Source organism: Paenibacillus sp. PL2-23 (assembly GCF_040834005.1).
Taxonomy (GTDB): Bacteria; Bacillota; Bacilli; order Paenibacillales; family Paenibacillaceae; genus Pristimantibacillus.
This window is the reverse complement of record NZ_CP162129.1, coordinates 4,414,725-4,432,803: the sequence shown is the minus strand read 5'-3', so window position 1 is coordinate 4,432,803 and position 18,079 is coordinate 4,414,725. Positions and strand designations below refer to the sequence as shown.

Here is an 18,079-nt window from a genome sequence, read left to right as displayed (position 1 = left end):
TTATAATTTAGTAGAAAAGGATGATTGTTATGCACATCATTACGATTCCGTTATCTCGAATTAGACCGGCCGCCTATAATCCCCGCGTCGATCTGCAACCCGGCGATCCGGAGTACGAAAAGCTTCGGCGCAGCATCGAAACCTTTGGGTACGTGGAGCCCATCATCTGGAACGAGCGGACCGGGAACATGGTCGGCGGCCATCAGCGCTACAAGATACTGCGCGCTCGCGGTGATGTGGAAGCGGCCGTCTCCGTCGTCGACCTGGACGAACAGCAGGAGCGGCTTCTCAACCTAGCGTTGAACAAAGTTTCTGGTCGCTGGGACGAGGAAGCGTTGGCCAGGCTGCTCGAAGAGTTGCAAGCCGGCGGCGTCGATTTGGAACTGAGCGGATTCGAAGCGGAGGAGATTGGCGAGCTGATCGCCACGTTGCCGCATAACATTGAAATCGACGATCCGGTTGTAGAGGATGACTTCGATGTCGGCAGGGCGCTCGAGCAGATCAAGGAGCCCGAGACGCGCCGCGGCGATGTTTGGCAGCTCGGCCGGCACAGGTTGGTGTGCGGCGATGCTACGAATGAAGCAGATGTTGCGCTGCTGATGGATGCCGCCATGGCGGCGTTGGTTGTAACGGATCCACCGTACAACGTGGCCGTCGAGAGCGATTCTGAGCGCCTGGCCGCCGACGGCCGCAGCTCCATATTGAACGACAACATGCCCGCGGAGGATTTCGCGGGCTTTCTTAATGCCGTTTTTCAGCGGTATGCTGGAATCATGGTTCCGACGGCGGCGATCTATGTCTTCCATCCGTCTTCATACCAGCGAGAGTTCGAGGATGCTATGGAGGCAGCCGGCATTGAAGTTCGTTCGCAATGCGTATGGGTGAAGAATGCAGCCTCCTTTGGCTGGTCGCAGTACCGATGGCAGCATGAGCCCGTCTTCTATGCTCACATGAGAGGCAAGTCGCCTGCGTGGTATGGCGATCGAAAGCAATCAACGGTATGGCGTTCTGGATTGCCTGCCGAGGAGCCGGAGCCGTCCACGGTGTGGGAAGTTTCACGCGGCAACGTGAATGCATACGTTCATCCTACACAAAAGCCGTTGCCTTTGCTGGCCATTCCCATCGGCAATAGCAGTCAGCGTGGCGATGTCGTCGTCGACTTCTTCGGCGGTTCCGGATCCACGCTAATGACCAGCGAGCAAATGGACCGGGAATGCCGGCTTCTGGAGCTGGATCCAGTCTTCTGCGACGTGATGAAGGAACGATTCAGGACGGCGACCGGCATCGAGCCAATACTCATCCGGCGCGCTGAAGCAAAATAAAAGGAGAGGCGCGCTAACGCCTCTCCAGCCCGACCAGGAACACCCCGGCCGAGATCGTGCACAGCCGTGGCCACGGTTGAAATACGAAGCACGATCTCATATCCATCATACTGGATGCCGAGGTGTTTCGCAATGAAAAACTCGAACGAGTGTTCGAATGATGATTTACTTCTGCAACATGAGCTTGATGTCGCGCAAGGCATATTGGAGAGCAAGGAGCAGTACCGCAAGATCATCAAGGCGGCCATCGCCCGTTGGGTCAAGGACTTTCAGGAAGGTCGGATAGAGGTTCAGACAGTTGATGATCTGCGGAAGCTGATTGAGCTGGATATTGAGCTGCAGAAGGATGAACTGTGAACTCATTTGTAAGTTTGAGTTTCTAATAACTCGTCAATAACTTGTATGATTATAGTAAATGATGATAATTTTTTATTTGCTCGTCCGATAGTTTTGAGAAGTATAAATATTAATATGAGTATGATTAGTGAAATAGCAAAAATGAATAATGAGGGATTTTCATCTGATGACGGAATGACACTAAATAACGCTATTATCAGAGAAATTAAAATTGCTAATATAGCTGTATAATTTGCTATGGCATTATATAGTGGTAGTTGGCCTTGATAGTGAATTCTAATATCCCTCAATTCTTGCTCAACATCTTCTCCGTTTCTAATTGCACATTGTATGATATATGTTAGGTTTGATCTCACGAAATGTATATGGTCAGGTTTTTTTCTTTTTATCGAGTCTAGATAATTTTCAATAGATTCTATTTTGGAATAAATCATGTTTTGCCTCCTTAGATTTATCTATATATATCGGTCAGTTAAAGTGCAAAATTAAATATTTGGGGGTGGTGGTATGTAAATGGCAAAGGAGCGCAGCCCGAATAGAGACATTGCCAAGCAAATGTGGCTGGGCAGCGGTGGCAAGATGCTGCTTAAGGACATCGCCGCCGTACTCAGCCTTGGGGAAACCCAGATACGAAAGTGGAAGAGCCAGGACAAATGGGCCGCCGATCTCAATAGTAACGTTACCAATGAATCCAATAGTAACGTTACCAAACGAAAGGGAGCGCCGAAGGGTAACAAGAACGCAGTTGGCAACAAGGGCGGCGCTCCTCGAGGCAACCAGAACGCCAAGGGCAACCGTGGCGGACCCGGCGGGCCGCACGGCAATAAGAAGGCGGTCACGACCGGCGAGCATGAGTCTATTTGGTTCGACACACTGGATGAAGATGAGCAGGAGTTGCTGGGGGAGATCGACAAGGATCCGGCTGCGCTTGCTGCCGAATCGATTGCCTTACTATCTATTCGAGAGCGCCGAATGCTACATCGCATCAAGAACCTGACGGAAGGCCTGACAGAAACACAACGGAGGGAACTGCAGCAGCTTCGGACGATCAAGGAAGCAATTCCGGTTCACGATGAACGTACTGGAAAGACGAAGACGGTAGTCAGTACGCGCGACGAATTGGTGGTGGCGGAGATTGAGGAGAAGACCATATCCGCCGTCGAGCGCATTCTCCAGACCGAAGAAGGATTGACTCGCGTTCAGGCTCAGAAGCTTAAGGCGATCAAGCTACTGTATGAGATCTCAAGCCCTGAGCAGCAAGCTCGAGTTGATAAGCTTCGCGGTGAAGCCCGGAAGCTCGGGGTCAATAATGTCAAAGAGCCGCTGCACATCGTTGTCGACTATGGTGATGACGGTAACGAGGGCGAAGAGTCATGAGCACGGCTGTTAAAGTACAGTTCAATAGCCACTTCCGTCGTGTCAACCGGACGAAACGTCGTTACCGCGTACTCCGTGGCAGCGCCGGCTCCGGGAAGTCGGTTAATATCGCTCAGGATTACATCCTGAAGCTCGGTGATCCGAAGTACGCCGGGGCCAACCTGTTGTGTGTCCGGAAGGTCAACGAGACGAACAGAAACAGTACCTACGCGGAGTTAGTCGGCGCCATCAACCGAATATATGGAACGCGCGCCGATGAGTACTGGGAAGTGCTTCGCTCGCCGCTGTCAATCCGGAGCCGAGTAACCGGCAATGAAGTCATCTTCCGCGGCGTCAATCATGCAGACGATCGAGAAAAGTTGAAGTCAATTACTTTTAATCACGGTAAGCTTGTCTGGATATGGGTGGAGGAAGCGACTGAGCTGCAGGAATCTGACGTCGACATTCTCGATGATCGGCTTCGCGGCATCCTGCTGAATCCGAATCTGTATTATCAGATTACGTTCACATTCAATCCGGTCTCGGCCCAGCACTGGATTAAACGAAAGTACTTTGATTACGAGAGCCCGGATGTTTTGGCCCATCATTCGACGTACCGAACGAATAGATTCATCGACCCGGCTTATTATCGCCGGATGGAGCGGCGCCGACTTGAGGATCCGGATGGATACGCCGTGTATGGTCTCGGCGAATGGGGAGAACTCGGTGGCCTGATCTTCAAGAACTTCATCATTCACGATTTCGATACATCTTTCGAGATGTTCGACACAATGCATATCGGGCAAGACTTCGGCTTCAACCATGCGAATGCGATTCTCACCATCGGTGTTAAAGATGGTGAGTTTTTTATTTGCAACGAAATCTACGTGCACGAGATGGACACAGGCCAGATCATTGAGCTAGCCGATCGTAAAAACTTAAGCAAGTACCTGTCCATGTATTGTGACTCGGCGGAGCCGGACCGGATCCAGATGTGGCAAAACGCAGGCTATAACGCGAACGCTGTCGTCAAGGAGCCTGGCAGCGTTCAAGCGCAGATCGATTATCTGAAACAGCGAAAGATTCACATCCATCCGGACTGCTTCAATACGATTAAAGAAATCCAACAGTGGTCATGGCGTAAGGACAAGAAGACGGGCTTGTATCTGGATGAACCAGTCAACTTTATGGATGATGCTATGGCTGCATTGCGGTATGCAGCAGAGCCGCTGCGTCGGCCGGAGTTACAATACAGCAACCAGCGTCCGAACGGCTGGTAGAAAGGAGATGCGCATGACGATCAATTATCTGAAGAAGAAGTTCCCGCCGCCACCCTTCGACAAAGAGACTGCATCAATGCTGTATTATCGCGCACTCTACGATGGCGATCATGCCGATATCTTTCCCCGCGCCAAGTCGGTCGGGGCTGATAAGCGTATGAAGTGGCACCGGAAGAGCCTGCGGGAATGGGAGCAGAAACACGAGACAATTCAGACTAACCATCCTTACATCGTGGCCAACTTCTCTTGCTTGGTCGCAGAGGTGCCGGCGGATCTTATTAACCGTGCGTTGGGCAACGTGTCAGCGGATATTGAGCAGGGCTCAGAGCTTGAATTCGTATCTGCTGTTGTCTCGGCGTCGAAGGTTAACGAGAAGATATGGATGGCTGTAAGCCAGCAGCAGGTAGACGGTGCCATCGCCTATCGAGTGCGCCGGAATGAGCGTGGCCGTGTATGGTTTGAATGGCTGTTTGCCGACCGCTTTCTTCCCCATGATGATGAGCAAGGCGCGGATATAGCTTGGATTGAGGAATGGGGCGAAGAAGGCAGCAAGAAACGATTTTTGCGAGTCGAACGCCAGATGTTAACAGATACTGGACTGCATGTGCAGCAGCTCGCCTTTAAAATGGAGAGCGATACGGTCAATGAGAAGGTCGATGCCCAAGCCTATGGCGAGGAGCACGGCGTGGATGTCCCCGAGGATGTCGAATTGGTTGGTGTGAACGAATTGCTCTGCGGCAGCGTTCCAAACGAGGAAACGCTCGGTAGTCCGCGCGGCCGATCCGCACTCCGTAACGTAGATGTGCTGCAGGAGGAGATCAATTGGACGATCACGCGGGACTCAATCGTCTTCGAGAAGCATGGCAAACCGAAATTGGCTATACCGCGGGCGCTCTGGGACACAGTAGCCGGGCAGAATCAGAAGCATTACGGCCAGCGCTTCGTCCGGAACGCCGATTTAGAAGTAGTCAGCTACGATGAGAAAAACGGTGCCGTGCCAATGTACATCACTTGGGACGCTAAGACACAGCACTCCTTCGATCATGTGACCAGGTTAATTCGATACATGCTTGCCGTCAGCAAGACGTCGCTGCAGGCTGCCGGGCTGGAGGAAGCAAAAGGGGATTCCGGCGTTGCGCTGTTGTACCTCTGGATCCAGTCGGTTATCAAGGCAGAAGCTGTTCAAAGCAAATTCGACGCAGCACTGAAAGCGGCAATCCGGAAGTGCATCATCCTTGAGAATGTTCTCGGGGGACAGAACCTGGAAGTGAAGGATCCGGTCGTTGAATGGGGAGATATGCTTCCGCGGGCCGAGTCGGAGCGTGATCGTGAGGAGATGGAGAAGTATGCCGCTGGTGTGCAATCACTTGAGACGACCGTTCGGCGCATCCATCCGGACTGGTCCGAAAAGGCGATTGAAGACGAAATCAAGAAAATTCAAGACGAGCAGGCAGCCGCGGGAACTCTTAACCCGACATTTGCACAGCCGCCCCGCGTGACGGTGTAGCATGGTGACGCTGGAACAGATTGTCGCGTTATACGTCCGTGCAGATGAACGGCTTCGCGAGTTGGTGCAGTCGCTCGAGGATAGCAGTATCGGCCGGCTGCGTAAAGAAATGCTCCTGCGGCAGATCGAGGAGATCATTGCGGAGCTGACGGCGCAAGCCGGACAGCAGACAGCGGCTCTGATTGGTGACGAATACCGAGCGGGAGCAGCTGCTGCAGTACAACAGATCACCGCTGTAGGAGTAGCCAGAGAAGCCATAGACGATACGTTGAGACCGCTTATCCATCAGCCAGCTGCGCAGTCAATTATGGACGATGCGTTCTATTCCATCCTCGAGGCATCTGACAACATGAGCAGGGACGCCAAACGCCGCATCGAGAATGCAGTTCGCACTGCAAACGAGCGATCGCTGACTGAGGGGATGAGCCGCCGTGAGGCGACGAAACAAGCTGTCGCCGACATCAACAACCGAGGCATCACCGGCATTGTAGCGAAGAACGGAGCGCAGATTCCTGCGGACAAGTACATGGCCGGAGTTGTGCATTACCATCAGCGGAAGGCGCACGTCACTGGAATCGAGAAGATGGTTGTTCAGAACGGGCTCGACCTGGTCTACGTCAATTTTGTCGGCATTACCTGCGAGTTTTGTGCGAAGTACCAGGGGCGTGTTTATTCGATAAGCGGCAACGATCCGCGCTTCCCGAAGCTCGAGTTGCGACCGCCGTACCATTCGCACTGTGTTCATTCCATATCAGCTTGGATTGAGGAGTACGCGCCGGTGGACGAGGTCGAGCGCATGATTACGACGTCGAATCGACCATTTACCGACAACAGGACAGAAGCGAATATTCGGCGATACAACGAGATGCAGCGTGACAAGTCCAGGAAGAACGAGACTCGGAAGCAATGGATGCGATATAAGGCAGTACTGCCGAACGATACGCCTGATCTCCGGCAGTTTGCCAGCATTAAGACAAAGAGCGGACAGGCTTACGCCGATTTGCAGGAACTTTACCGTAAGACGAACGTAATTAACAAGAGAAGAATTTTACCAAAGAACGCTGAAGCGATCCGTTCCTATGGGAAAAATGCTATAATTGTGAGAGATAGCATGTTACAAAATGGACCGGAATGGAAAAATCCTGTTTTGGCGGAATCACACCTTGCTAAACGAATCAAACGCAAGCAGATCCCCACGGGCTGGACACTTGAACGCTATGAGGGTAAGATTAGCGAGCTTGTACGCAGCCCCCAGAGCCAGGTCTATCGATATCATCTTGAGGGATTTGAACAAGATTATTTCGTTTACGGCGACGGTCAGAAATGGGTTGCTATTGTTGGCCAGGACGGTAAGCTGGAAACGTCATTTCCGCACGATGCCCCGGTTAATTATCGGAACTACCTGACTGTAGACAAAGGATATACGTATCTCGGAACTGTGAAGGAGGTGGAAGAGGGTGCAAATTGAAATTGAAGATTACGAGGATGTTGCTACGGGCGAATTGTTGAGCCTGCCGGAGCTACAATTATCGCTACTGAGCAGGGATGCACTCTACACGGCATCGTTAGAGCCGGCAGTTCGCCAGAAAGTAGAGAAATTGGATGAGCAATTGCTCCGCCGTTCCGCCGAGGTCAGGACGTTCCTTTCCTCCTACGGCAGTCCGGATGTTATCTTCTCCGAGCATCCGCCGCAGCGGTGGTGGTGGCATCTCCCACGAATTGCAACCGGCCGTATGCAGGTGAATTTGAAAGAAAGAACGGTGAATTTTGAAGGCAAGACATACACTTATTGAAGCGTCTTCGCACGATATGCGGGGGCGTTTTTGTTTTGAGAAAAGGAGGTTCCCGTGGACGAAGTTCGAGAACGACGCGCTTTGCGACAAGGCAAGGTAACTCCACTAACGTGCACCATGAGTTTGGTTCAGGCTGCTGAGGATGGTCGAATCAAATCCCTTGTAGTTGTTGTGAAACTGACTGATGACACGATTCAAACGGTATGGAGTGATGTACCGAGCCTTGAGGCCCTTGGTCTACTGGAGTGTGGCAAGGATGATGTAATGCAAGTAATAAAGGAGTAGGTCGCTCGAGCGAGCGGCTTTTTCTTTTGTCCAAACCGTGGCATGACGTTAAAAGGCTACTCGAGGATAGTCCACCCGGACTTAAAACAGGAGGTCAATATGTACGAGACAATAGCAAGGCAATATCGACTCCGCTTGAATCTTCAGCTTTTCGCAGGGGATGGCGGAGGCTCTGGCGGCTCCGGTGGAGACGGCGGAGATGGTGGTAACGGCGGTGGCGCCGGTGGCGGGGAGAAGACATTTACCCAGGCCGAAGTAGATGCAATGATGGGTCAACGCTTGCCTCGTGCCGAGAAGGCTGCGCAAAAGGCACTGGCTAAAGAACTGGGCTATGACTCGGTCGAAGCTATGCAGGCAGCGTTGAAGAAGCCGGAAGGTGGCTCCAAGGGCAAGGGTGACGACAGCAAGGGAATCGACCCCGCAGACGTTGAGAAGCTGCTGGACGAACGCCTGAAAGAACGCGAGAAGGAGCAAAACGATAAGACGTTCAAACGCCTTCTTGCGGCCGAGGTTAAGGTTTTCGCGAGTGAACTCGGATTCGCCGATTGGGAAGACGCGCATGCCTTGGCCAATCTGTCTAAGGTCAAGGAAGATGACAAAGGCAATTTGACCGGCGTGAAAGAAGCGCTTGAAGAGCTTCTGAAGAAGAAGCCACACCTGGGAAAGCAAAAACCGGGTGCAGGCGCCTTTGGCGCAAACTTGCCTGGTGGCGGTGGAGGTAGCGACAAAAAAGACCGCCTAGAACGAATGAAGAAGTTGGCACAAGGCGCTGGAACGACGGTGTCGGCAGGCAATGACCCATGGAAACGATAAGGAGAGTGAAATTACATGCGATTGCAACCGAGAAACCGGTTCGAGGTCGACTCGGACTATGAAATTCTCGCATCGCTTGATGTTGTTCGGGAAGTAACGAATGGCATCACGATTGATGCGGCTGCCGTGGATGCTGATAGTGAAGGCAATAAAATCATTAAGAAAGGCATGCCGATGGCTAAGCTTACCGCCTCTGGCAAATACGTGCCTTATGATGCTGCAGGTGAGGACGGCAGTGAAAACCCGACAGTCATCCTCAAACGTACCATCAACGTCAAGGATGGCGATCATGTTGTCGGAGCCTATGAAGTGGCGAAGGTTATTTCGGCTCGAATTCCAGTGACTGTTGACGCCACGTTACGCGGGAAAATGCCACACATTGTATTTGCCTAATTCCCAACCGAGAAAGGAATGACTACCAATGGATGAAGAATTGTTAATGCTCGAAGAAGCGCTGTCTGGCGAGGAATTGTTGACGTATACGAGCAACGTCACTGTGCCGAATGATTACTGGCAAAGCGTGCTTTTCCCACCAGAGCAGACGGACGAACTGACGGTGGATGTTATCAAAGCATCATCCCGTCTGCCTGTCATGGCACAAATCGCTGAGCTCGGCACTGAGACGGCATACGGTTCGCGAGAAGGTGTATCCGGCACGCAAGTTGAGATCCCGAAAATTCAGCGTGGCCGCTGGATGGACGAGAAGCTGATCCGTCTGCTGCTGATGGCTAATCAGAGCGGTGGACTGCGGCGTCAAGAAATTGCATCGATTGTTCGTGAGCAGCTCAATGACGGCAAGTATGCTGTGGATGCCATCCGTGCCCGCCGCGAATGGATTGCAATGCAGGCTGTTGCAATCGGAGCTATTACTTATGCCGAAGGCAACGTGAAGATCAGCGTCGACTATGGTTACGTCAACGATCAGAAGCCGATTCTCACGGGAACGGACAAGTGGGATGATCTTGTAAATTCGACGCCGCTTACTGATATTCAAACATGGTTCCAATACCAAGCGGACCGCGGCGTGCGCCTGACTCGCGCCTTCACGACTCAAAAAATCATCTCGCTGTTGCTTCAAAACAAGTCGGTTCGGCTTGCCTATCATGGAGACCCGTCTGGCAGCGCAAACCCGCCGCAACTCACTAAAGCTCAATTGGACTCCGTTACGGACTCGCTCAGCTTACCTCGTATTGTAGCTTACGACACGCAGGCGCGCACTGAAAACGATGCGCTGACGGGTGGGAAACTCGCATTTACGACAGTCCGAATGGCGCCGCAAGATCGGTTTGTAATGCTGCCTGACGGTCCGCTCGGTAACTATCTGTGGGCAGAGACGACGGAATCCATGGTAGACGGAATCGAAGCCGAATTGACTGGCGACATGGGCATTTATGTGTTCCGCGATCTGGTCAGTAAGCATCCTCTGCGCTTGCGTACGGTTGGCGTCAACTTGGCGTTCCCTGTATTTCCATACGCCGACAGCGTAATGTCGGCTACAGTCATTTAATGAGCGCCCCTCGGGCGCTCTATTCTGTTGAAAGGAGATGATTGCATTGTTTGTGAAATTGACAGCAGTCGTCAAAGTAGCTGGCCAGTGGCAGAAGCCAGGTCAAGCTGTAGAGCTACCGGATGTTGAGGCGCAGCGGCTGATTAGTATTCATGCTGCAGTAGCTTCCGAATCTGAGCCGCCAGACGTACCGCCTATAAACGCCGAGGTAGAAGCTATGCGTGCCGAGCTCATCCGCCTGCAGGAGTTTGAACAGCAGCAGCTCACAGCGGAAGCCAATACTAAAGCTCTGGCCGAGAAGGAAGAAGCGGATCGCAAAGCTGCTGAGGCTGCTGCCGTAAAAGGTAAAAGTAAAGCCGTCGTGAAGGATGATACAGATGGACAGGCAGACGGTAAATGATTGGATTATCGACAACATGCTTGACTCGGAGGCGTGGCTTCGTGCCGGGGAACAGAAGCAATCTGTCGCTGTTAAGCAGGCGGAACGCAAGCTGGCCCACTGGTACCCGGAGACCGAGCTTGTAGTCGCAGTTGTCGCTTATCAATCGGTTTGGGAGCTGCAGGCCTTGGATCCAGCGCTCAAGTATCAGAAGCACAACGTTAAGACGGTAAGTGACAGCGGCGAGTCAGTTACTTACAAGGATGGTGCTCGACCTGATGTCGCGCCAGAAGTACGAGAGCTGCTCGGCCTGACTGCAGACGAATTGGCTGAACAGAATAGTGTAAGCGCAGCATCACTGCAGTATGGTGGTGCGCTTATATGAGTTTGTTTGGCTACCCTGCGATAGTTCGCCACTTTCATTCCGCCATCGATGACTGGGGCCGGCCATTGCAACCGACCGAATCGACCAGGTCTGCTAAGGTCGTTGAGGAGCAACGCTTAATTCGGAATGCCCGCGGCGAGGAAGTGCAGATTGCTTATGCTGTTCATATCGAAGGAGTAGTTTCGCTCGGTTTCAATGATTACTTTCTGTACACCGATCAACTCGGTTCCGAGCTTCGTATCGATGTCGCACATTATGAGATTCGGAAGTTTCTCGGAACCGATGAAGTGAAGAAGGTGATCGTATATGGCAAGGGGAAGAGGCTTTAGCTTCGATCTCGAAGGCATTGAGGTCATGGTCAGTGAGTTTGATCGTTTTGCTGATAAGTTGGATCGGAGTCTTGAGGTAGCAATTGTGAAGCTTGCTCATAAAGTTATCCATGATGCAAAGAGACTGGCTCCACTTGATGAAGGAGACCTCGAGGCTGCTCTGGTTGTTGGAGAAGTAGTGCAAATGATTGGTCGTATGTATGTAGACGTCGGAACCAGTCCTGAGGTCGATCATTATGCCGTTGTGCAACACGAGGGTTTCCGAGTTACCTCTAAAGGGACGCTTGTTGTTTTTGAACCAGGCGAAAAAACGACTAGTAAGGGTTCGTACAATGGTGAACGACCTGGCAAGAAGTTTCTTGAGCGTGCTTTGAAGATGAACGAGAAGCTGATAATTGAAGAATTATTGAAGGCACTGGAGGGATGAAGCATGCTGTCGGAGGACTTGATTAGCTTTCTGGCCTTTTCGGGCTTTAACACTTTCCCAGACGAGGGCTTCATACCTGCTGATATTCCGGATGAAAAGCTACCCGCGTTTTTTGTGTTCAGCACGGGTGGCTTTTCGCCGCATGATTACATCCCGCGGGAAAGCCCGACGTTTCAGGTCATTGTCAAAGGCAAGTCTTATAAGACTTACCCGGCTCACAAAGCGGTAGCTGAAGCCCAGGCTAAGCGACTGATCGATTTCTTGCACAGGAAGAATAATTACACAGCTGGTACAGCCTACATCTGGTCGAGCCAGGCGGTGCAATCCAATCCGATCCCGCTAGGACTCGACGATAACGATAGGCCCATGTATTCGACCAATTTTGTATTTCAAGTGAGAGGAGCAGGATGAATGAGTGATGTAGAAAAAATTTATGCCGGACCGGGTATCTTTATTTGGGGTATCGATGAGGATGGTGAAGAGGAGGTGGATGCGGTAACCATCGATTTGACCCAAGGCGGCATTACGTTTACAACAACAACGACTTACTTCGAGCCAACAACGGACCAGACCGGTACTGCACCAGTGAAATCGATCGCAACTGGAACGACTGGTGCCATAAACTTTGAAACACCGGATATGGATTTCGAAAAAGTCCTTAGGTACAATCCGAATGCTTTAAAGATTGTAGATGGGACGACACCCACGAAGGTGAAGTATCAAGTGACGGGTCTAGCGGGTAAAGAGCTTCCGCGCAAACGCGCAGTCATCATGCCACAAGGTGTAACAGATCCAGATCGATACATTTACATCGAATCGGTTGGTGTCAAGTTTGACATGAATGCTGCTTATGTACTCGACAACAATCGCAGGCTGACGATCTCGGCTATCGCTTACCCAAGTCTTGCAGCCACACCGAAGGGACTGCTCTACACCTGGGGAGATATTACGGCAACAGCATAATGATTGATAGTAGGGGGCTTCGGCTCCCTTTTTATTTAATTTATAAGGGGGAATATTCATGTTTCCGTTTTTGAAGAAAGACCGTGTTCAGCTCGGCCGTAAGCAAATCGAAATCCCAAAGTTGACCCGCGCGCGCCTGAAGAAGCTGACCGAACACATTGGAACCATAGGTGAGTATCTTGTGAAGCTTTTCCTGACCCCTGAAAGTGATCGGGCGGTCTTCATCGTGGCGGCCGCTGACGTTACCATAGATGAAATTTATGAGTTAACCTCCCTGCTGAGTGACTTGCCTATAGAGTACCTGGACGAGCAAGCAAGTTTGGTTGAGTGTACTGAATTCCTGCGGCTCACTTGGGAGAAGAATGACATCAACACAGCGCTGGGAAACGTAAGCGGCCTGATTCCGCCGATGGCGCAGCAGTTCGTACAGAGCATTCTGGCGCGGATGGAACATGCCAAAGGATAACTTGGGATGAGTTCGTCCTGCGCTGCAGCAGCGCTCTCGGCAAAACGCAGTACGAGATCGAGCACGAATATTCCTGGATCGATTTACCGCAGTTGCTGGAGTTGAGCGGGGAGCTGCGTGCGAAGGAAGTGCTCGAGAACATTGAGGTTTCCGTATTCCCGCACATGACTGACTCACAAGCGCGGGAGGCGATCCTTCAGCGCCATCGTGATCGGCTACCGAAGCCGCCGCAGGCACAGCCGAAATCGGCACAGGAACAATATGAAGCGCTCCGTGCGCGTATGATGGGCAGGTGAGAATATGGCCGTACAAATTGGTGAGCTCCGCGCCCGACTTACCGCTGAATCGGCACAAATGAAGCAGGAAGTCCAAGCCGTGAAGAAGGGTATCGTGGATCTTGGAGAAGAAGGGAAACGAACCTCAAAGTCGTTTGACGGAATGAATGCTGCTGTGGCAAAGATTGCTGCCAATACGAACCACTTGAAAGCGATCGAGCAGCAATTGAAGAAGATTGATCCTGCTAAGATGGAGCAGGGCTTCGCCGCCGTCGTTGCAGAACTGCAGAAGATGGGAGCGGAGCAGAAGCAGATCGAGGCCTTGGAACAAGCCTTGGCCGAAATGTCTCAACAGGCGCAAACTGCTGACACCCGCGTCGGGCAGTTAGAAGAGGAATTGAAGCAATTGGGCGCCAGGCGCCCTGACATTGACAAAGTGAACGAGGGCTTAAAGGACACAGACAATGCCGCCGGAAAAGCCGGTCAAGGCGTTCAGGCGCTTGCCGCAGGCATCGCGGGCCTGGGTGCGGGCGCGGCGCTGGCTAAGTTGGTCAGCACTGTACAGACGTTGTCCAACGAGGCAAATCAATTAGCGAGCTCCTACCGGGGGCTGTCGGTTGTGGCCAACAAGTTCAATGTGGATACGGAGGCTTCAGTTGAATTGGCGGACAAGCTTGCGGATCGCTGGGGGCTGAACAAGGCTCTGTTAGCAGACACCGTTAAGACGTACTTGACGATGAACCTTTCGCTCGAGGAGACAGAACGCATCATTACAGCCACAACGGATGCTGCTGCATACAACCGGCAGTCTCATCTATCTTGGGGAGAAGCGATCAAGCAAGTAGCTGAGGGAGTTAAGTCTGGAAACTCTAACTTGACTGATGCTGCAGGCATTACGACCAACCTTTCCGTGATGCAAGACCGATACGCCAAGTCGATTGGGACTACGGCGGCTAAACTGACCGAAGCACAAAAGGTGCAGGCAGCATTTAACGGCATGCTCGAGGAAGGGGCAATCTTCGCTGGCAATGCGGACGATACCATGACCGGCTTTACTGGTACGCAAGCTTCTTTCCAATCGACGCTGCAGGAGGCACGGGTGGAACTGGGCGAGGCGTTCATTCCGGCTCTGGAGCGAATCTTGGAGTTACTGACTCCAATGATTAAGGGATTCACGACTTGGACATCAGAAAATAATGAAATGGTCGCAGGACTCATCGCTGCCGTTGCGGCTGTGCTTGCTCTCACTGCAGTTGTTGGTGCGTTGATAGCAGCTTTCGTGGCACTTAATGCGGTTATGGGCCCAATAGGGTGGGTTATTTTAGGGATTAGCGCTCTTACAGTTGGAGTGACAGCATACGCCGCCGCTGCAGACGCCGCGGCTACTTCCCAAGAGAATTTCAATGAGCTTCTGGAAAAATCACCTTTGAGCCGTAACGCCTCCGAAGTAAAGGAGATGCAATCAAAGATTGAGTCTCTGAACGAAATCCTTAATAAGCGTAATGCGATCATGCGTGAGTATGAACAGCGCATGAAAGACGCCGAACAAGGACGCGGTAGCATTGAGAACACACATGCCATTTTTGATTTAGCTGACGCAATAAAGTCGTTAGACAAAGAGTTGAAAGGCATGGGTTACTCGGCGGAAGAAGCCGAGCAAGCGGTTAAGGACATGACGAGTGCTGTCAGCCAATCCATTCCGGCATTGCTCGAGCTTAACCGTTCCGAGCGTACTGAACTACAGACGAAAGTCGCCAAAATCAAGGCCACTAAGGAGCTTCGAGAGAAATATGATGAACTCTCATCGGCTGAAAAATTAAGCGCTGAAAGGTCTGCTGAGTTGAAGGATGTCGTCAATAAACTTGCGAAGGAATATCCTCAGCTCAATAAGTACATTGATGATTCTCACAGAATCCACGAGGATGGAATACTGGTCCTGGACAATGCTATTGGCGCCGAAGAACGATACTATGGCAGGAAAGCTGAGTTGCTTGCCGCCGACTTAAAAGTGATGCTTGAGAATGCGAAGGCTGAAAAAGCAATCATTGACGCTCGCATCGCTAGTCTGGACGAGTTTACTAAGAAAGCGCAGAAAGCGCCTGACAATTTGCCTCCAGCTGCTCGTATGGCCGCCCGGACGTCGGCTCGGCTTGCTGATGAAGAAGCGGAGTTGGCGCGGGAATCATCAGATGCTTATGCACTGGCAATTGCACAGATTGAAGGCGCAATCGCTGGTTCTGATATCAATAATCGAGGCAAAGGTTCGAATGGTTTGCCAATAGTAGAAGAGGAAAAGAAGAGCGGAACTAAGCTTAAAACAAAAGCCGAGCTCGAGCGCGAGGCTCTACAGGAATCTTTGAAACTACTGGAGTACAAGCGGAACATGGATTTCCTAACCGAACAGCAGGAAGTCGATTCACTCGAGCGGCTCCGGAAGAAGTATCAGCACAACGCTGACATCCGAATGGAACTCGAAGTCAGGATCCACCAGCTTAAGAAACAGATGGGCGCTGACGAGGAGAAACGCCGGGAAGAGGAAACTAAGAAAACGGAACAGGCTGCGCGGGAACGTTTTGAACACTCGTCGAATTGGATCCTGCAGGAGGAGCGCCGGATGGTGCTAGCTGGCGAGTCGGAGGAGGTAATCTCCAAAATGAAGTTGGAGGCCTGGACTCGCGTCCGTAGTCGGTACGCTAAGGACAACGATTACTATAAGCAGGCGGACACCCAACTGTATAATCTCCGCGTTGAGCTGATTCGGAAGACGGAGAAGGCTCAGCAGGAGGCTGCGCGAGAGCAAGAGACACTGACGAAGGAGGCGGTCAAGTCCGCACTTGATGCGATCGACAAGGCCAAGCGGGCAGAGCTGGCTGCTCTTGATGATCGAAGGAAGGCGATTGAAGCTTTTTACGATGATCAAGCGGAAGCTATTGACGATTCGGAACGATTGAAAGAGCGAAACGAGCTCGTCGCCGAAATGGAGAAATACCGATTCGCGACATCCGAGCGTGGGCAGAAGACTTTTCTGGAGCTGCAAGAAAAGCTTCGGCAAATGGATGTCGAGCAGCAGAAGCGCAATCTGGACAAGTCGCGAGAGCAAGAGCTTGCTGCGCTCGATCGCCAAAAGCAAGACATCGAGACGTTCTATGATGAGTTGCGTACGGCTACAGAGGATCTGACCGGTGACCTTACTTCCTTGTACAAGTTGGCCGATGATGAGCGATTGAAGTCATTTAGACAAACAAACGAATTGATCAAACAAGAGATGGCCGCGCTGCAGCAGATGCTCTCCTCGTATCAATCATCTATTGCCGTTCCGCCTTCAAGTGGCGGCGGAGGCTCTTCTGGTATTGATGCTTCTAAAATCGCTCAGATGCAAGCCAATAGTGCCGCCTGGCATTCAGCAGACGCTGCCGGCAAGAAGCAGCTTTCAGAAGCAAATAAAGCAATTGGTTCGAGCATGGGAGCGAATTACAACAGCGCAGAGGGACGCTGGTATAAAAACGGAGTGCCAATCTATCATGTAGGCGGGGTCGCGGGAGAAATGAATTTCCGATCTCCGGAGATGCTGATGCCTGATGAGATAAATGCGATTCTTCGGCGAGGAGAGACGGTGATGACGCCGGAGCAGGTAGATAGTCTCGTTGCTGCAGCATCTGGACAGTCCACTGGACGCACCGTAATGCATAATTATTACGGACCGTTCATCGAAAATAGCGGCGATGTGCATCTGGAGGACGACACAGATATTGAGAGCTATTACCGTGAGCAGGAGCATCTTGTGAGACAGATGATAGCGAGGGGAGAGAGAGCGGATGGATAACGGCGGGGCTACTTTTGGCGGTGTCTCTTTTGCATCTCTCGGCTTGTTGCTAACCAGGGCGAATATTCCCTTGCTTCCGGAGACGATCCAAACGGAGGAAGAACTGGAGGGGCTTGACGGCACTGTAGACGTGGAGACACGCTACGGCCCGCGGCTAATCGAGCTTGAGGTATCGCTGATCACTGAAGACGAGGCTTCTTATCAGATCGCACTGCAGCAGATGGCTAAGGTGTTCAATGCCCGAGCTGGTGTGAGACCACTCATCCTCGATCGGATGACGGGCAAGCGTTGGATGTGCAAATATAACGGTCGGATCCCGATTGATAAGATCGCGTCTCTAGGTGAATTCACGCTACCGTTTAAGGCGTTCTTTCCGTTCAGTGAGAGCGTAACCGATAGTATGACGCAGTTGGAGTACGGCCTGGGATACTCCTATGGAATGGGACTGAGGTACGAAACGCCGCCGGCTTTCTCTGTTACCACGTCTCCTACGCTGCGGACGCTCTACCACGCCGGTACGCACGAGACATATCCAGTCATTCGCCTTGTCGGCGCAGGATCAAACATCACGGTATCCAACACGACGACCGGCGAGACGCTGACGCTTAATTTGAATATGGTTGCTGGTGACGTGCTGGAGATTAATTGCGCGCCTCTCGAGCAGACAATCCAAAAGAATGGCTCCAGCGCGTTGAGTGGTGTGAACGGTACCTTCCCTCGCCTTGTCGAAGGTGACAACAACATATCTATATCCGGGGCCGGGCTCAACATGACGGTCTCTTTTATTTTCCGTCACACATACCTCTACTAAG

20 protein-coding genes are annotated in these 18,079 nt (G+C 51.9%); 19 read left to right on the top strand and 1 reads right to left on the bottom strand.

What is annotated here, in order from left to right:
* The first annotated feature begins 29 nt into the window (after positions 1-29).
* Positions 30-1,322 (top strand): site-specific DNA-methyltransferase, encoded by a 1,293-nt coding sequence (locus AB1S56_RS19675; RefSeq protein ID WP_340869028.1) that lies wholly within the window; start codon positions 30-32, stop codon positions 1,320-1,322.
* 132 nt (positions 1,323-1,454) lie between these two features.
* The gene (locus AB1S56_RS19670; RefSeq protein ID WP_340869030.1) at positions 1,455-1,679 is read left to right on the top strand and encodes a hypothetical protein; all 225 of its coding nucleotides are present in this window, start codon (positions 1,455-1,457) and stop codon (positions 1,677-1,679) included.
* 2 nt (positions 1,680-1,681) lie between these two features.
* On the opposite strand, the gene AB1S56_RS19665 is transcribed toward AB1S56_RS19670, so the two are convergent.
* Positions 1,682-2,113 (bottom strand): hypothetical protein, encoded by a 432-nt coding sequence (locus tag AB1S56_RS19665; RefSeq protein WP_340869031.1) that lies wholly within the window; start codon positions 2,111-2,113, stop codon positions 1,682-1,684.
* A 79-nt stretch (positions 2,114-2,192) separates the two neighbouring features.
* On the opposite strand from AB1S56_RS19665, the gene AB1S56_RS19660 reads away from it, so the two are divergent.
* The 17 genes from AB1S56_RS19660 (at position 2,193) to AB1S56_RS19580 (ending at position 18,078) form a co-directional block, all read left to right on the top strand.
* Positions 2,193-3,056 carry a phage terminase small subunit-related protein gene (locus AB1S56_RS19660; RefSeq protein WP_340869032.1) on the top strand — a complete coding sequence of 288 codons (864 nt, stop codon included), beginning with the start codon at positions 2,193-2,195 and terminating at the stop codon, positions 3,054-3,056.
* On the top strand, positions 3,053-4,315 hold the full coding sequence (locus tag AB1S56_RS19655) for a PBSX family phage terminase large subunit (RefSeq protein ID WP_340869034.1): 1,263 nt from the start codon (positions 3,053-3,055) through the stop codon (positions 4,313-4,315). Before AB1S56_RS19660 ends, AB1S56_RS19655 begins: the two co-directional genes overlap by 4 nt.
* A gap of 76 nt (positions 4,316-4,391) precedes the next feature.
* A complete protein-coding gene (locus tag AB1S56_RS19650; protein WP_340869035.1) occupies positions 4,392-5,822 on the top strand; it encodes a hypothetical protein in 1,431 nt (476 codons plus the stop codon).
* A gap of 1 nt (position 5,823) precedes the next feature.
* Positions 5,824-7,290 (top strand): phage minor capsid protein, encoded by a 1,467-nt coding sequence (locus AB1S56_RS19645; protein WP_340869036.1) that lies wholly within the window; start codon positions 5,824-5,826, stop codon positions 7,288-7,290.
* Entirely contained in the window at positions 7,280-7,615 is a 336-nt protein-coding gene (locus AB1S56_RS19640; protein WP_340869037.1) for a hypothetical protein, read from the top strand. The genes AB1S56_RS19645 and AB1S56_RS19640 overlap by 11 nt, the downstream gene beginning before the upstream one ends.
* A gap of 384 nt (positions 7,616-7,999) precedes the next feature.
* Positions 8,000-8,713, top strand: a complete 714-nt coding sequence (locus tag AB1S56_RS19635; RefSeq protein ID WP_340869039.1) for a scaffolding protein — start codon at positions 8,000-8,002, stop codon at positions 8,711-8,713.
* Between the two features lie 15 nt (positions 8,714-8,728).
* Positions 8,729-9,106 carry a head decoration protein gene (locus AB1S56_RS19630; RefSeq protein ID WP_340869041.1) on the top strand — a complete coding sequence of 126 codons (378 nt, stop codon included), beginning with the start codon at positions 8,729-8,731 and terminating at the stop codon, positions 9,104-9,106.
* A gap of 46 nt (positions 9,107-9,152) precedes the next feature.
* On the top strand, positions 9,153-10,220 hold the full coding sequence (locus AB1S56_RS19625) for a major capsid protein (protein WP_367903473.1): 1,068 nt from the start codon (positions 9,153-9,155) through the stop codon (positions 10,218-10,220).
* A gap of 46 nt (positions 10,221-10,266) precedes the next feature.
* The gene (locus tag AB1S56_RS19620; RefSeq protein ID WP_340869044.1) at positions 10,267-10,620 is read left to right on the top strand and encodes a hypothetical protein; all 354 of its coding nucleotides are present in this window, start codon (positions 10,267-10,269) and stop codon (positions 10,618-10,620) included.
* The gene (locus AB1S56_RS19615) at positions 10,598-10,984 is read left to right on the top strand and encodes a hypothetical protein (protein WP_340869045.1); all 387 of its coding nucleotides are present in this window, start codon (positions 10,598-10,600) and stop codon (positions 10,982-10,984) included. Before AB1S56_RS19620 ends, AB1S56_RS19615 begins: the two co-directional genes overlap by 23 nt.
* The gene (locus tag AB1S56_RS19610; RefSeq protein ID WP_340869046.1) at positions 10,981-11,313 is read left to right on the top strand and encodes a hypothetical protein; all 333 of its coding nucleotides are present in this window, start codon (positions 10,981-10,983) and stop codon (positions 11,311-11,313) included. The genes AB1S56_RS19615 and AB1S56_RS19610 overlap by 4 nt, the downstream gene beginning before the upstream one ends.
* Positions 11,291-11,740: an HK97 gp10 family phage protein gene (locus tag AB1S56_RS19605; protein WP_340869047.1), complete on the top strand. Its 450-nt coding sequence runs from the start codon at positions 11,291-11,293 to the stop codon at positions 11,738-11,740. The genes AB1S56_RS19610 and AB1S56_RS19605 overlap by 23 nt, the downstream gene beginning before the upstream one ends.
* Before the next feature lie 3 nt (positions 11,741-11,743).
* Entirely contained in the window at positions 11,744-12,151 is a 408-nt protein-coding gene (locus AB1S56_RS19600; RefSeq protein ID WP_340869048.1) for a minor capsid protein, read from the top strand.
* A complete protein-coding gene (locus AB1S56_RS19595; RefSeq protein ID WP_340869049.1) occupies positions 12,152-12,703 on the top strand; it encodes a hypothetical protein in 552 nt (183 codons plus the stop codon).
* Between the two features lie 58 nt (positions 12,704-12,761).
* Entirely contained in the window at positions 12,762-13,169 is a 408-nt protein-coding gene (locus AB1S56_RS19590; protein ID WP_340869050.1) for a hypothetical protein, read from the top strand.
* A 375-nt stretch (positions 13,170-13,544) separates the two neighbouring features.
* Positions 13,545-17,267, top strand: coding sequence for a phage tail tape measure protein (locus AB1S56_RS19585; protein WP_340869051.1), 3,723 nt, complete (start codon positions 13,545-13,547; stop codon positions 17,265-17,267).
* Positions 17,260-18,078: a phage tail domain-containing protein gene (locus tag AB1S56_RS19580; protein WP_340869053.1), complete on the top strand. Its 819-nt coding sequence runs from the start codon at positions 17,260-17,262 to the stop codon at positions 18,076-18,078. Before AB1S56_RS19585 ends, AB1S56_RS19580 begins: the two co-directional genes overlap by 8 nt.
* The last annotated feature ends 1 nt before the right edge of the window (position 18,079 follow it).